At 73.9% G+C, this 13,696-nt stretch carries 13 protein-coding genes and 1 pseudogene; 8 read left to right on the plus strand and 6 right to left on the minus strand.

The window, feature by feature from the left end; all coding sequences use genetic code 11:
* Positions 1–260: 260 nt before the first annotated feature.
* Both ACZ6O5_RS18655 and ACZ6O5_RS18660 read right to left on the minus strand, forming a co-directional pair.
* On the minus strand, positions 261–1,283 hold the full coding sequence (locus ACZ6O5_RS18655; protein WP_465978638.1) for a questin oxidase family protein: 1,023 nt from the start codon (positions 1,281–1,283) through the stop codon (positions 261–263).
* Positions 1,284–1,324: 41 nt separating this feature from the next.
* Positions 1,325–1,864, minus strand: coding sequence for a phosphoribosyltransferase family protein (locus tag ACZ6O5_RS18660; protein WP_465978640.1), 540 nt, complete (start codon positions 1,862–1,864; stop codon positions 1,325–1,327).
* 167 nt (positions 1,865–2,031) lie between these two features.
* On the opposite strand from ACZ6O5_RS18660, the gene ACZ6O5_RS18665 reads away from it, so the two are divergent.
* The 4 genes from ACZ6O5_RS18665 (at position 2,032) to ACZ6O5_RS18680 (ending at position 6,276) form a co-directional block, all read left to right on the plus strand.
* A complete protein-coding gene (locus tag ACZ6O5_RS18665; RefSeq protein WP_465978642.1) occupies positions 2,032–2,667 on the plus strand; it encodes a septal ring lytic transglycosylase RlpA family protein in 636 nt (211 codons plus the stop codon).
* Between the two features lie 67 nt (positions 2,668–2,734).
* Entirely contained in the window at positions 2,735–3,862 is a 1,128-nt protein-coding gene (locus ACZ6O5_RS18670; protein ID WP_425785080.1) for a PP2C family protein-serine/threonine phosphatase, read from the plus strand.
* Between the two features lie 116 nt (positions 3,863–3,978).
* On the plus strand, positions 3,979–5,835 hold the full coding sequence (locus ACZ6O5_RS18675) for an acyl-CoA dehydrogenase (protein ID WP_465978645.1): 1,857 nt from the start codon (positions 3,979–3,981) through the stop codon (positions 5,833–5,835).
* A 171-nt stretch (positions 5,836–6,006) separates the two neighbouring features.
* A complete protein-coding gene (locus ACZ6O5_RS18680; protein WP_013283345.1) occupies positions 6,007–6,276 on the plus strand; it encodes a DUF6458 family protein in 270 nt (89 codons plus the stop codon).
* Positions 6,277–6,347: 71 nt separating this feature from the next.
* Here ACZ6O5_RS18680 and ACZ6O5_RS18685 read toward each other — a convergent pair whose 3' ends face one another.
* Positions 6,348–6,878: a SixA phosphatase family protein gene (locus ACZ6O5_RS18685; RefSeq protein WP_465978647.1), complete on the minus strand. Its 531-nt coding sequence runs from the start codon at positions 6,876–6,878 to the stop codon at positions 6,348–6,350.
* Between the two features lie 115 nt (positions 6,879–6,993).
* Here ACZ6O5_RS18685 and ACZ6O5_RS18690 point away from each other — a divergent pair, with 115 nt between their 5' ends.
* On the plus strand, positions 6,994–7,284 hold the full coding sequence (locus tag ACZ6O5_RS18690; protein ID WP_107158212.1) for a DUF6458 family protein: 291 nt from the start codon (positions 6,994–6,996) through the stop codon (positions 7,282–7,284).
* A 106-nt stretch (positions 7,285–7,390) separates the two neighbouring features.
* On the opposite strand, the gene trhA is transcribed toward ACZ6O5_RS18690, so the two are convergent.
* Positions 7,391–8,068: a PAQR family membrane homeostasis protein TrhA gene (gene trhA, locus ACZ6O5_RS18695; protein WP_107158213.1), complete on the minus strand. Its 678-nt coding sequence runs from the start codon at positions 8,066–8,068 to the stop codon at positions 7,391–7,393.
* A 75-nt stretch (positions 8,069–8,143) separates the two neighbouring features.
* Between trhA and ACZ6O5_RS18700 the strand changes: the two genes are divergently transcribed.
* From ACZ6O5_RS18700 to ACZ6O5_RS18710, 3 genes are read left to right on the plus strand one after another with little or no spacing between them, the layout of a single operon-like run.
* Positions 8,144–8,758, plus strand: a complete 615-nt coding sequence (locus tag ACZ6O5_RS18700; protein WP_465978650.1) for a 5-oxoprolinase subunit B family protein — start codon at positions 8,144–8,146, stop codon at positions 8,756–8,758.
* Positions 8,755–9,726 (plus strand): 5-oxoprolinase subunit C family protein, encoded by a 972-nt coding sequence (locus ACZ6O5_RS18705; protein WP_465978651.1) that lies wholly within the window; start codon positions 8,755–8,757, stop codon positions 9,724–9,726. The genes ACZ6O5_RS18700 and ACZ6O5_RS18705 overlap by 4 nt, the downstream gene beginning before the upstream one ends.
* Positions 9,701–10,450 (plus strand): LamB/YcsF family protein, encoded by a 750-nt coding sequence (locus ACZ6O5_RS18710; protein WP_281933690.1) that lies wholly within the window; start codon positions 9,701–9,703, stop codon positions 10,448–10,450. The genes ACZ6O5_RS18705 and ACZ6O5_RS18710 overlap by 26 nt, the downstream gene beginning before the upstream one ends.
* 62 nt (positions 10,451–10,512) lie before the next feature.
* On the opposite strand, the gene ACZ6O5_RS18715 is transcribed toward ACZ6O5_RS18710, so the two are convergent.
* Positions 10,513–12,348, minus strand: a complete 1,836-nt coding sequence (locus ACZ6O5_RS18715) for an NHL domain-containing thioredoxin family protein (protein WP_465978652.1) — start codon at positions 12,346–12,348, stop codon at positions 10,513–10,515.
* 95 nt (positions 12,349–12,443) lie between these two features.
* Positions 12,444–13,019: pseudogene (locus ACZ6O5_RS18720) on the minus strand (LppU/SCO3897 family protein); the annotation flags it as partial.
* Positions 13,020–13,696 lie beyond the last annotated feature (677 nt).

The raw sequence follows: 13,696 nt of genomic DNA on the forward strand, positions 1-13,696 counted from the left end.
CTGTTATGCAGAATGCGTTAACAGGGGGCCCCTCCTTCACACCAGCCGGAAGCGGAGGCAGACGATGCGGCTGTCGTCGGTGACCGGGGTGCCCTGCCGCGCCCAGTAGGCGCCGTGCGCCGATCAGCCCGGCGGTGGCGGTCTTCGCGCCGCTGAGCACGAGCGTGTTCAGTCTGGTGCGCAGCTCGCCGGGGGTGCCGAGGGCGAGCGCGCGCAGTCCACCGATGCGGGGCCACATGCCCCGGAGGCTACGGCACCGGTCAGATCAGACGGCCGGCGTGGCCGGGGGCGGCCAGCACCCGTTCGTCGCCGGTGGCCGCGTACGCCTCCAGCGCCGCGTCGGCCAGCTTCACCACGTGTTCGTCGCCGTGCCGGGCCGCCCGGGCGAACACCTCGGCCGGATCGGTGGGCCCGTCGACAGGCGTGGCGGCGGTCGGTGCGGGTGCGGCGTACACCGAGGTCACGGCCGCCGTCGCGGCCCAGGCCGCAGCGACGCTCGGCGCCCGCAGCGCCGGGTCCAGGGCCGGCAGGGTACGCAGCACCGCGGTCGGCGCGGTGACCGCGTGCACCAGCATCACCGGCTCGCCGTGCCCGAACCGCGGGTAGTCCAGCGCGGCGCGGTGCACCACCTCGGTGAGCGTGCGGGCCGCCCGGTCCGGGTCGGCCGGCGGACGCAGCGCCGTGACCGCTGTCGACCATCCGGGCTCCCCGGTCAGCCGGCCCAGCCGCTCCCGGATGCCGCCGCTGCGGTCCGCGATCCGGGGCACCCCGGCCAGCGCCGCCGCGACGTCGGCGTGACCGGTGAGCGGGCCGGCGCCGGGGACCGGCTGCCAGCGGGCCGCCCAGTAGCCGAGCGCCTGGCCCAGCTCGGCGCGGCGCTCCGGGGTCTCCCCGTCGGTGTGCAGCACCCGCACCGCGTGTCCGACCCGGATCACGCCGTGGGTGGCCCCGGCCGCGATCCCGGGGAGCAGCCGGGGCCACCATTCGCCGAGCACCTCCCGCCACGGCCGGTCGCGCAGCTCGCGGTCGAAGTGGTCGAGCCAGTCGCCGGCCCGCTTCGGGTCACCGAGCGCGGCCCGCCAGTCGTCGATCGGCCGCAGGCCCCGCGGCAGGTCGTCGAGCCGGCGCAGGTAGCCGTCGAGCCAGCGGTGCACGCGGGCGCCCTGGCCGTGCCGGACCAGCGCCTCGGCGGCCATCGGCCCGTGGTTGGAGAGCCAGCCTTCGAACTCGGGGCCGGTGCGGTGCAGTCGGTGGTACGCCTCGTCGAGGATGCCGTCGTCCATCCGCCGATGGTCGGGGTTGAAGCGAGCTTGAGGTCAACCCCTCAGGGCAGGTCGTCCCCGGTGAGCAGCGCGCGGACCCGCAGTCGCGCGCGGACGTCCGCCGGGCAGGTGGCGACCAGTGCGGCGGTGCCGACCGGCTCGGCGTCGGCGTCGCGCACCAGCCGGCACAGCGCGTCCAGTTGCGCGCCGGTGTCGACCCAGTCGTCCACCAGCAGCACCCGGTCACCGGGGCCGAGCCGCCGGCCGTCCACGCCGATCCGGAGCCGCTGCCCCCGGTGGTCCGGCGGGGTCCCGGCCCACCGGGTCGGCCCGATCCGGCGTCGCTCGCCACCGTCCTTGTACGCGGGCAGGAACCCGGCGCCGGCGGCCACCGCGACCAGCGGGCCGAGCAGCAGCCCGGTCACCTCGGGGGCGAGCACCACGGTCGGGCGCGCGTCCGGGAAGAGGCCGGCAAGTGCCGGCCCGACCTCGGCGAGCACCTCGGGGTCACGCCACCAGCCGGAGAGGTCGCTGACCAGGTGGCTGCTGTCCGGCCCGGGGTCGGCCCAGCGGAACAGTTCGACCAGGCGACGGTTCAGCACGCCTCCATCCTGCCCGCCCGTCCACCGTTCGGCCCAACGGCCGTGGCTTGATCGGCTACACGTACCACGGCAAATATGGGCATACCACCATGATCACGTTGACGTCGGAAGTGCTTCTCTCGTTACGGTCCGGGCCGGTTTGTTGAGTTGACGAAAGGACCGGCCCGGTGGCTGCTAGGCACCTTCGTACCCGCAGATTGTTCTCCTCGCCGGCCGGCATCGCCGCCACCGCGGCGGTCGGCGTGGCGCTCGCGGTCGGCGGCACCGTCGGCGCGGTGCAGCTCACCGCCGCCGAGCCGCCCGCCGCGCCGGCCCTGGTCGAGACGCCGCCCAGCACGGCGGCCCCTACCTCGGCCGCGCCGTCGCCGAGCGCCTCCGCCACCGCGACCCGGAGCCCGTCGCCGAAGGCCACCCCGAGCGCGAAGTCGACCCGTACCCAGCCGGCGTCCCGGGGCAAGACCCGGACCGCGGCGCCGAAGCCGACCGCGACGAAGAAGAAGACCGTCGCCCCGAAGGTGGTGGAGAGCGGCTCCTGCGGCGCGTCCTTCTACGACGAGGGCCAGATGACCGCGAACGGCGAGACGTTCGACCCGGACGCGCTGACCGCGGCGCACAAGACGCTGCCGTTCAACACCCGGGTCCGGGTCACCAACCCGGCCAACGGCAAGTCCGTGGTGGTCCGGATCAACGACCGGGGCCCGTACATCGACGGCCGGTGCATCGACCTGTCCCGCGCCGCGTTCGCGGCCATCGCCTCGACCGGTCTCGGCGAGGTGGACGTCCGCTACGAGGTGCTCGGCTGACAGCCGGTCCGGCAGAACTTCCGCGACGGACGGGCCGCGTTCGTTCTCCGGTTCACATCCATCAGGCATGCTGTCCGATGTACGTACGCAACCCTTCCAGCCGGGCCGCGGCCCGCTGAGCCCCGGATCCCGCGCCGGCCTCGGCGCGGCCCTCGCGCTGCTCGCAATCGTGTCGGCGGCGGAGGCGGCCGACGGCCGGCCGGTGCACTACCTCGCGCTGATGGCCGCCGCGCCCGTCCTCGCCGCCGCGCTGGCCTCCTGGCGGGTGGTGCTGGCCGTGGGGGCGCTGGCCACCGCAGCCGGGGTCGCCTTCGCCGCGGCCGAGAAGGGCATGCCGCTGGTGACCGCCGTCAGCGTGGCCGCCATCGTCCTGGCCACCGCGATCTCCGCCGCCACGGCGGCCGTGCGGCAGCGTCAGACGGAGCGGATCGCCGAGCTGACCCGGCTCGCCGCGGTCGCCCAGCAGGCGGTGCTGCGTCCGCTCGGTCCGCAGGTCGGCACGCTGGCGGTGGCCGCGCGCTACATCTCCTCCACGGCCACCGCCGAGATCGGCGGCGACCTGTACGAGGTGATGGACACCCCGTACGGCGTCCGAATGATCATCGGGGACGTCCGCGGGAAGGGGCTGGACGCGGTCCGGCTGGCCAGCATCGTGCTCGGTTCCTACCGGCACGTGGCCTACGAGCGGGCCGACCTGCGCGCGGTGGTGACCGACCTGGACCGGGCGGTGGCCCGCAACGTCGGCGACGAGGACTTCGTCACCGCCGCCCTGGTCGAGGAGCGCGGCGGCACGCTCACCATCGTCAACTGTGGACACCCGCCGCCGCTGTTGCTGCGCCGCGGCGCGGTGATCCCGCTGGAGCCGCCGGCCCCGGCGCCGCCGCTGGGCTTCATGCCGGTGGTCCGGCCCCGGGTGGAGCGGCTGGAGCCGGGCGACCGGCTGCTGCTGTTCACCGACGGGCTGGGCGAGGCCCGGCGGGACGGCGAGTTCTTCCCGACCGCCGACCGCGCCTGGCGACTGCTCGGTCACGGAACGGTCGGCGACGGGCTCGCCTCGCTGGAGACCGCCCTGGTCGAGTGGGTGCAGGACCGGCTCGACGACGACATCGCGCTGGTCCTGATGGAGTACACCGGCCCGCGTAGCGCGGCGGCGGCCCCGGTGCCGAGCTGGGAGGTCGGCGCCGCCGACGGGTGAAGGGGAAGTGTGTAATCGCTGTCACTTCCGAGATCGGGTTGTCGTTGCCTACCGGTGAGTAATACAGTCTGGAGTTACTGATCGGTAACACCTGTCCGGAAGCGGGGCCAGCGAGCATGACCCACTACAAGAGCAACCTTCGGGACCTCGAGTTCAACCTGTTCGAGGTGTTCGGGGCGGACCGGACGTTCGGCCAGGAGCCGTACACGGACCTGGACGTCGACACCGCCCGTAGCTTCCTCTCCGAGGTCGACCGCCTGGCCCGCGAGGACCTCGCCGCCAGCTATTCCGACAGCGACCGCAACCCGCCGGTCTTCGACCCGGCCACGCACACCGCGCCGCTGCCCGAGTCGTTCAAGAAGTCGTACCAGGCGTTCATGGACTCCGAGTTCTGGCGGCTCGACCTGCCGGAGGCGCTCGGCGGCACGAACGCCCCCCGCGCGCTCTGGTGGTCCCTGGCCGAGCTGGTGCTCGGCGCCAACGCCCCGGTCTGGATGTACGCCTCCGGCCCGTCCTTCGCGCACGTGCTGCACGTCGAGGGCACCGAGGAGCAGCAGAAGTGGGCCCGGCTGTTCATCGAGAAGCAGTGGGGCTCGACCATGGTGCTGACCGAGCCGGACGCCGGCTCGGACGTCGGCGCCGGCCGCACCCGGGCGGTCCAGCAGCCGGACGGCACGTGGCACATCGAGGGCGTCAAGCGCTTCATCACCTCCGGTGAGCACGACCTGAGCGACAACATCGTCCACTACGTGCTGGCCCGTCCGGTCGGCGTGGAGGGTGTCGGCGGCCCCGGCACGAAGGGCCTGTCCCTCTTCGTGGTGCCGAAGTTCCACTTCGACGCCGAGACCGGTGAGCTGGGCGAGCGCAACGGCGTCTACGCCACCAACGTCGAGCACAAGATGGGCCTGAAGGTCTCCAACACCTGCGAGGTGACCTTCGGCGAGCACGGCGTACCGGCCAAGGGCTGGCTGCTGGGCGAGAAGCACGACGGCATTCGCCAGATGTTCATGATTATCGAGTACGCCCGGATGATGGTCGGCACCAAGGCCATCGCCACGCTCTCCACCGGCTACCTGAACGCGCTGGAGTACGCCAAGAACCGCGTGCAGGGCGCCGACCTGATCCAGCAGGCCGACAAGACCGCGCCGCGGGTGACCATCACCCACCACCCGGACGTGCGCCGCTCGCTGCTGATGCAGAAGTCGTACGCCGAGGGCCTGCGCGCGCTGGTCTGCTACACCGCGAGCTGGCAGGACAAGGTCGCGCTCGCCGAGGCGGCCGGCGACGAGAAGGCCACCAGGCTGGCCAAGCGGGTCAACGACCTGCTGCTGCCGCTGGTCAAGGGCGTCGGCTCGGAGCGGGCGTACGAGCTGCTCGGGCACGAGTCGCTCCAGACGTTCGGCGGCTCCGGCTTCCTCCAGGACTACCCGCTGGAGCAGTACGTCCGGGACGCCAAGATCGACACCCTGTACGAGGGCACCACGGCCATCCAGAGCCTCGACCTGATCTTCCGGAAGATCGTCCGGGACAACGGCAAGGCGCTGATGGCGGTCGCCGGCGAGATCCAGGAGCACATCACCTCCGAGGCCGGCAACGGCCAGCTCAAGGAGGAGCGGCAGGCGCTCGGCAAGGCGCTCGCCGAGATCCAGCACATGATCGGTGTGATGACCGGGTGGCTGGGCGAGGCCCAGGCCGGCGACGCCCGCGCGCTCTACAAGGTCGGCCTGGGCAGCCGCCGGTTCCTGCTCGCGATCGGCGACCTGGTGGTCGGCTGGCTGCTCCAGAAGCAGGCGGACGTGGCGTTGAAGGCGCTGGCCGGTGAGGTCTCCGCCAGCGACAAGGCGTTCTACACCGGCAAGGTGGCCGCCGCCCGGTTCTTCGCCCGAGAGGTGCTGCCGCGTATCGGCGCCGACCGGCGGATCATCGAGGGTGCCGACCTGGAGATCATGGACCTTCCGGAGGAGGCGTTCTAAGCCCTCGCGGGCACTTCCTCCCCTTTCACCTCGACGGCCGGTGGGCGACAGCCCGCCGGCCGCCGTCGTTGGTGGCGCCGGAGGTGGATAGGCCGGCCGGTGGGCGGGTAACCGTCGCGGACCACGACCGGAGTACGCCCAAGGGCCACCGCACGGGGGAGTGCAGCGCACATGGGCATTGGCAGCGCCATCTTTCTCATCGCGCTCGGCGCGATCATGACCTTCGCCATCCGGGCCAACGTCTGGTGGATCGACCTGCGCGCGGTCGGCTGGGTCTTCATCCTGGCCGGGCTGGGCGTCCTGCTGACCACGTTGTGGTTCTGGCAGGACCGTCGCAAGCGGGCCCGCACGCTCATCGTGGAGGAGAACCGGCTCTCCCACCCGACCGCGATGATGCCGCCGCCGCCCGACCCGCCGCCGCCCACCGCCCCGCCGTCCTGACGGTCCCCGCGGCTGTTAAGCGGGGCCCCCTCCTCTACCGGAGACGTTAAGAGGGGGCCCCTCCTTGCACCTCAGCCGCGGGCGGTGTGGCGGGTGGTTAGTGGGGCGCGCGAGAGCGCGGCCCACTCGGTGGTGGGGTGGTGCACCACGATGTCGGTGGTGCGCATCCCTTCCGGGTCCGCCCGCTCGGGGTCGAGCAGCGCCGAGAGCAGTGAGATGCCCGGGTTGTGCGCGACCAGCAGCACCGTGCCGACCGCCGGGTCCACCGACCGCACCAGCTCCAGCAGCTCGTCCGGGTGCGCCTCGTACGCGGTCGGCTCGTAGCGGACGGCGGGGGCCGGGCCCGCCGGGCCGCCCTCCGGCGGGGACCCGGCCAGGCCCAGCGCCACCCCGTGCCAGGTCTGCCGGGTGCGTCGGGCCGGCGAGCAGAGCACCACGTCGGGGAGCAGCCCGTGCCGGGCCAGCCAGGCGCCGGCCGCCGCGGCGTCGGCGTGCCCCCGCGCGGTCAGCGGTCGTTCCGCGTCCGGGGCGTCCCGGGACTGCTCGGCCTTGGCGTGCCGCAACAGCACCAATGTCCGCTGCCGGTTCGTGCCGTCCGTCATCCGCCCAGCTTGCCTGATTGGCGATCGGGGCGCGTGGGTATGTCGATGTGTGCCGCTACCTCATCCATGGCCGCGGCGGGCAGAAGCGCCAGCAGGACGCCAAGGAGGCGACGTCATGGGCATCGGTGCCAGCATCTTCCTCATCGCGCTCGGCGCGATCTTCGCGTTCGCCATCGACGCCAACCTGGGATGGCTGAACCTCAACGTGGTGGGCTGGGTGCTCATGCTCGCCGGCCTCGCCGGGCTGCTCACGACGCTCTACTTCTGGAACAGCCGCCGCCGCGTGGTCGCCGCGCCGGTGCGTCAGCAGGTCGTCGCCGAGCCGGTGGTGCCGGTGCAGGGCGACCGGGTGGTGCGCGAGGAGTACCGCGAGGTGCGCCGCCCGGGCTCGGGCTACCCGGCCTGACCCACCCCGAGACCCGAGGGCCCCGCAACGGCGCGGGGCCCTCGTGCATGTCCGGACCGGCTTCGGGCGGGCCGGCTTCGGGCGGGCCGGCTTCGGGCGGGCCGGCTCAGGCGAACAGCGCGAAGTAGATCGCGATGTGGTGGCAGATCGCCGCGACCAGCGTGCACGCGTGGAAGAACTCGTGGTGGCCGAAGACGGTGGGCCACGGGTTCGGCCGGCGCAGCGCGTAGAACACCGCGCCCACGCTGTAGATCGCGCCGCCCACGCTCAGCAGCACCAGCGCGGTGACGCCGCCGGAGTGCAGGATCTCCGGCAGCATCGCCACCGCCACCCAGCCGAGTGCCAGATAGAGCGGGGCGGAGACCCAGCGGGGCGCGTGCGGCCAGATCAGCTTGACCGCAACGCCGGCCAGCGCGCCGCCCCAGACCAGGCTGAGCATGATCGTGGCGTGCCGGGTGTCCAGCAGCAGCGCGCAGAACGGGGTGTAGGTGCCGGCGATGAACACGAAGATCATCGAGTGGTCCATCCGGCGCATGATCTGGTAGCCGCGCTCGGACCAGACCCGCCGGTGGTACAGCGCGCTGGTGCCGAAGAGCCCGCACACGGTGAGGCTGTAGATCAGGCAGCTCACCAGCGGCGCCCAGCCGGGCCGGGTGGCGGCGATCGAGCAGAGGACGATGCCGCAGACGAGCGCGGCGAAGAACGCGTACGCGTGGAGCCAGCCGCGCATGCGCGGCTTTCCGATGTCGACCGGCCGGAGCCGGAGCGGTGCGGAGGTGGTCACCTCATCAGGTTACGACACCGTAGGTTACTTGCAAGTAGTGTGGACCGTCACGCCCGACGACGCGAGGATGACCGGATGCGGATCCGACCCGTCGGGGCGCACGCCCTGCTGCTCGACTGCGACGACCCCGACCAGGTCGAGGCGTGGCGCGCCGAGCTGTGGCACCGGCGCGCGGCCGGCGAGCTGGCCGCCGTCGAGATCGTCCCCGCCGCGGTCACCGTCCTGCTCGACGGCGTGCCCGACCCGGCGGCCACCGCCGCGCGGATCGCCGGCTGGCACCCCCGGAACACCACCGACCGCTCCGCCGCCGCCGAGGTCCGGGTGCCCGTCACGTACGACGGGGAAGACCTGCCCACCGTCGCCGGCCACTGGGGCGTCGACGTGCCGACAGTGGTCGACCGGCTGCGGCGTACCGAGTTCCGCGTCGCGTTCTGCGGCTTCGCGCCCGGGTTCGCCTACCTCACCGGGCTGCCGCCCGAGCTGGCCGTGCCGCGCCTCACCACCCCGCGTACCCGGGTGCCGGCCGGCTCGGTCGCGCTGGCCGGCCCGTACGCGGGCATCTACCCCGCCGCCTCACCCGGCGGCTGGCTGCTGCTCGGGCGGACCGAGCTGATCCTCTTCGACGTGCGTGCCGACCCGCCGGCCCGGCTCACGCCCGGCACCCGGGTCCGGTTCGTCGACGCGCCATGATCGAGGTGCTGCGGGCCGGCGCGCTCACCACCGTCCAGGACCAGGGCCGGCCCGGCTGGGCGCACCTCGGCGTGCCCCGGTCCGGCGCGCTCGACCCGGCCGCCCTGCGCCTGGCCAACCGCCTCGCCGGCAACCCGGAGCACGCCGCCGGCCTGGAGATCACCCTGACCGGGTGCGTGCTGCGCGTCACCCGGGCGGTCACCGTGGCGCTCACCGGCGCACCCGCCGACGTGCTCGTCGAGCAGCGTTCGCGGACCGCCGACCCGGGGCCCGCCGAGGCGCGCCCAACCGGGCCGCGCCCCGGCGAGGTCGAGCCGCGCCCCGGCGAGGTCGAGCCGCGCCCCGGCGAGGTCGAGCGACGCCCCGGCGACGTCGGGCGACCGCTGTCGTTGCCGGCCGGCGCGGTGCTGCGGATCGGTCCGGCCCGCGCCGGGGTCCGGACCTGGCTGGCCGTCAGCGGCGGGATCACCGTCGAACCGGTGCTCGGCAGCCGGTCCACCGACACGCTCTCCGGCCTCGGGCCGCCTCCGCTGCGCGACGGGGACCGGCTGCCGCTGGGCGCACCGACCGGCCCGCCGCCCCCGGTGGACCTCACCGTCACCCCGCCGGTGCCGACCGAGGTGTCGCTGGCCGTGCGCCCCGGCCCCCGGCAGGACTGGTTCACGCCCGCCGCGCTCGGCCTGCTGCACGGCAGCGCGTACACCGTCGGGTCGGACAGCAACCGGGTCGGCGCGCGGCTGGCCGGCGCCGCCCTGCCCCGCGCGGTGGCCGGCGAACTGCCGAGCGAGGGGCTGGTGCTCGGCGCGGTGCAGGTGCCACCGGACGGCCAGCCGCTGATCTTCCTGGCCGACCACCCCACCACCGGTGGCTACCCGGTCATCGGGGTGGTGGACGACGTGACAGCGCTCGCCCAGGCCCGCCCGGGGACTACGGTGAGGTTCCATGGACCTCAACGCGGACCTCGGTGAGGGATTCGGTAGCTGGCGGCTCGGCGACGACGAGGCGCTGCTCGGGCTGATCAGCTCCGCCAACGTGGCCTGCGGCTTCCACGCCGGGGACGCGGCCACCATGCACCGGGTGTGCGCCGCCGCCGCCGAACGCGGCGTCGCGGTCGGCGCGCAGGTCGGCTACCGGGACCTCGCCGGCTTCGGCCGCAGGCACATCGCCTACGACTTCGCCGAGCTGCGGGACGAGACGATCTACCAGCTCGGGGCGCTCGACGCGTTCTGCCGGCTCTACCGGACCCGGGTGCGCTACCTCAAGCCGCACGGCGCGCTCTACCACGCGGCGGCGTGCGACGAGGCCCAGGCCGCCGCGCTGGTGGCGGCGATCAGTGGGTACGACCACGAGCTGCCGGTGCTCTGCCAGCCCGGCACCGTGCTCGCCCAGCTCGCGGTCGGCGCCGGCCTGCGGGTGGTGGCCGAGGGCTTCGCCGACCGCAACTACCTGCCCAACGGGGCGCTGGTGCCGCGCGGCGCCCCGAACGCGCTGGTGACCGACCCGGATCAGGTCGCCGTGCGGGCCGTCCGGATGGCCGTCGAGCGGACCGTGGTCGCGGTCGACGGCAGCGTGGTCTCCTGCCCCGTCGAGTCGATCTGCCTGCACGGCGACACACCCGGCGCGGTGCGGTGCGCGGAGCTGGTCCGCGCCGCACTCGTCGACGCGGGGGTCACGCTCACTCCGTTCGCGTGAAAGGAGGGGCCCCCTGTTAACGCCTGACGCATAACAGGGGGCCCCTCCTAACGCTCGTCGGCTCAGGACTCGTCGAGGCCGCGCAGTACCAGCGGGAGACGGGTGGCGCCGTCGGTGACCACCCGGACCGGTACGCCCCAGTCCTGCCGGGTCAGGTGGCAGGCGGCGTGCTCGATGTCGGCGTCACAGGTCGCCGCCTGGGCGGTCACCTGCAACACCCCCTGCGTCACGTCCCCGCTGACCACCAGCCGCCGGGACAGGTCGGTGGTCGTGCCGGCGCCGTCGACCAGCAGCTCCGGCGGGGACGCCGAGACCACCAGCCGGGTCGACGGCCCGTACGTGTCGTCGAGCTTCTGCCCCGGCGCCGGCGTGAAGATCACGTCAAGCGTCAGCTCCCCCGCCGCCACATCCGTGGGCCTGCGCTCCATCCGGTGCCGCGCGCCCGCCACCGTGCTCGCGCCGGCCGCCGTCAGCGCGCCGGGCGCCAGCCGGGTCAACCGGTGCGCGGCCGACTCGACCACAAGCACCTCCCCCGCCGGGGTGACCACCAGGTCGCTCGGCTCAGCCAACCCGTCGGCCACGGTCGCGACCTGGCCGGCCGCCGGATCGAAGCGGCGCACCGCGCCGTTGTACGTGTCCGCGACCAGCACCGAGCCGTCCGGCAGCGCGCACACGCCCAGCGGATGCTGGAGCAACGCCTGATCGGCCGGGCCGTCGACGTGCCCGAAGTCGAACAGCCCCTGACCCGCGGCGGTGTGCATCTCGCCCGCCTCGACCCAGCGGATCGCGCTGGTCTCGCTGTCGGCGATCCAGAGCCGGGAACCGTCCGCCGAGACGGACAACCCGGACGGTTGGGCCATCCAGACGTCCGGCAGTGGACCGTCCCGCAGCGCTTCGACCGTGGTGCCGGCGTACATGCCGGCGGTCCGCTTGATCGGGTCGAACCACCAGAGCTGGTGGATGCCGGCCATCGCCACGACCACCCGGTCGTCGTACCAGGCCACGTCCCAGGGGGAGGAAAGGTCGACGGCGCGCGCGTCGTGCGCGTGGTCGTCGACCGTCGAGCGCCACTGCCGCCCGGTGCCGGCCACGGTGACCACCTCGCCGGTCTCCAGCCGTACGCCGCGCAGCAGGTGGTTGACCGTGTCCGCGACGACCAGGTCGTAGCCGGCCACCTCGGCCACGTGCGGGGGCAGCAGGCAGAGCCCCTGCGGCTCGGCGAACGTCGCGCCGGCCGCCGGGCCGTCGGTGCGGCCACGGGTGCCCGCGCCGATCCGGCGCACCACGGTCTCCGCGTCCGGCGCCAGCTCGACCAGGGAGTGCCGGGCCGAGTCGGAGACCAGCAGGTTGCCGCCCTCGAGCGGGACGACCTTGCCGGGGAAGCGCAACGCCGTCTCCGGCTCGGCCGGCGGGACGTACGGGCCCTCGCCCCGGTGCAGCGTGCCCTTCGCCTCGTGCGTGGCGATCAGGTCGTCGACCAGCCGGGCCAGCCCTTCGGCGTGCCCCTCGCCGGCCATGGTGGCCACCACGTAGCCTTCCGGGTCGACCACCGACAGCGTCGGCCAGGCCTTCGCCGCGTACTGCTGCCACATGTCCATCTCGGGGTCGTCGAGCACCGGGTGGTGCACGCCGTACCGCTCGACGGCCGCGGCCAGCGCGTCCGGGTCCTTCTCGTGCTCGAACTTCGGCGAGTGCACCCCGATCACGACCAGCACGTCGCCGTACTTCTCTTCGAGCGGGCGCAGCTCGTCCAGCACGTGCAGGCAGTTGATGCAGCAGAAGGTCCAGAAATCCAGCAAAACGATCTTGCCGCGCAGGTCGGCCAGCGTGACGGCTCTGCCGCCGGTGTTCAGCCAGCCACGACCGCGCAGCTCAGGTGCCCGTACTCGTGCGCTCATCCCCCCATGGTGCCGCACCCCCGACCTCTCGGCGTGTGGGGTGGGGACAACGTGAAGCGCCCGCCCCCACCGGGGACGGGCGCTTCACGTGAGAGTTACTGGCCGGCCGGCTTCAGGCAGAGCACCCGGTTGGTGCCACCGCCCTGGAGGACGACAGTGGGCTGGGACAGGTCGGCGCACTTGTCCTTGTTGTCCACCTTCGACACCACGGTGAACGCGCCCTGCTCGCCGCAGTCCGCAGCCACGGCGGTCGTGCCGGTCTGCTTGATGCAGGAGCCGACCGCCGGGTCGAAGCCCGCCGGCTTGTCGTCACCGCCGATCTTGCCGAGCAGCGTGAGCAGGCCGAGCGGCACGGCGAGGATCAGCACGGCCGCGATGAGCACCAGGGCCAGCACCCGACCGTTGCGCACCTTCGGCGCGGGCGCCTCGGTCTTCGGCTCGGCGTCCGGCTTGAACGCGTCGAAGCGACCCTGATCCGATTCGTCGGCCGGACCCTCCGGGGACCAGGCCGGCGGGGCCTGCGGGGACGGCGGCGGGAACGCGGGCGGGAAGCCGCCCGGCTCACCCCCGGGACCCTGACCCGGTACGGCGACCGAGGCACGCCCACCGGCCGTCGGACCGTACACGTCCTGCTGGCCACCCGGACCGCCGAACGGGTCGGGACGGCCACCGGGACCGCCGTACACGTCCTGACGGCCACCCGGGCCCCCGAACGCGTCCTGCTGGCCGCCCGGACCGCCGAACGGGTTCTGCTGGCCGCCGGGGCCGCCGAAGGAGTCGCGTGACCCGCCGGGCTGCTCGTCGTCCTGCGGGTGCACCCCGTTGGCGGGGCGGTTGTTGCCGGGCGGGTCCACGAAGGACGGCACACCGACCGGGAACGGCGGCGGGCCGGCCGGCGAGGACGGCCGGTCGCCGTATCCGCGTGGGTCGTCGTCGGACCGGGACTGCGGCCCGCCGTAGCCGGGGGGACCGTCCTGGCCGGGGTAGCCGTGCGGACCGTCGGACCGGGACTGTGGCCCACCGAAGCCGGGGGGACCGTCCTGACCGGGGTAGCCGTGCGGACCGTCGGGCCGCGACTGCGGACCACCGAAGGCGGGTGCGTCGTCCGGCCGGGAGCGCGGTCCGCCGAAGCCGGGTGCGTCGTCGGAGCGGGACTGCTGGCCGGCGAAGTTGGGTGCGTCGTCAGCACGCCCCTGCGACCCGGCGAAGCCGTGTCCGTCGTCGCCCCGGGAGGAGGATCCGAAGCTGTGTCCGTCATCGCCCCGGGACGGGGATCCGAAGCCGTGTCCGTCGTCGCCCCGGGACGGGGACCCGCCGTAGCCGTACCCGTCGTCGGCCCGGGACGGCG

Source organism: Micromonospora sp. NPDC049201 (assembly GCF_055586805.1).